A 445-nucleotide genomic window follows, 5' to 3' on the forward strand; every position below is an offset into this window, starting at 1 on the left:
GGGCCGGGCTCGATGGCCCGGGGCCACCCGGTGTCGTGCAACACCACGGGTTTGCCGAGAGCGAGGTAGACGACACTGCGATCGCTCATCCATCCCGCCCGGGAAACGACATAGCCCTCCTTCGCGATGCCGATTTCCCCTCGGCTGGCGGAAATAAATCGCAGGTAGGACTCAATGTTTTCGGAAGCGGCGGCGGACGAAATAAACTTCCAGCCCGCTGCTGAGAAGTCCGCATAGTCGTCCCAGTCCGGTGTCATATCCGTGGCGATGGTGCAGCTTTGCTCTACGAAACGGGGAAGGTTCTTCATTTCCACCAAGCTTTCGCGTTTGCCGGCGTAGCGGCGTCCCTGCCATTGCATTTCGGGATAGCCGTACCAATGCGCGATGGTGGTCCAGGGCGCGGTAGTCGGAACTGCGGGAACCGGTCCGAGCCTCTGTCGCCAAT

General features: G+C 61.1%; 1 protein-coding gene. It reads right to left on the reverse strand.

Features of this window, described 5'->3' with window-relative positions:
- On the reverse strand, positions 1–359 hold a 359-nt coding region (locus tag I6F37_RS39985), incomplete at its 3' end, for a hypothetical protein (protein ID WP_225154377.1).
- Positions 360–445 lie beyond the last annotated feature (86 nt).

The sequence above is a fragment of the Bradyrhizobium sp. NBAIM08 genome (assembly GCF_020193935.1).
In the GTDB taxonomy this organism is placed as follows: domain Bacteria; phylum Pseudomonadota; class Alphaproteobacteria; order Rhizobiales; family Xanthobacteraceae; genus Bradyrhizobium; species Bradyrhizobium yuanmingense.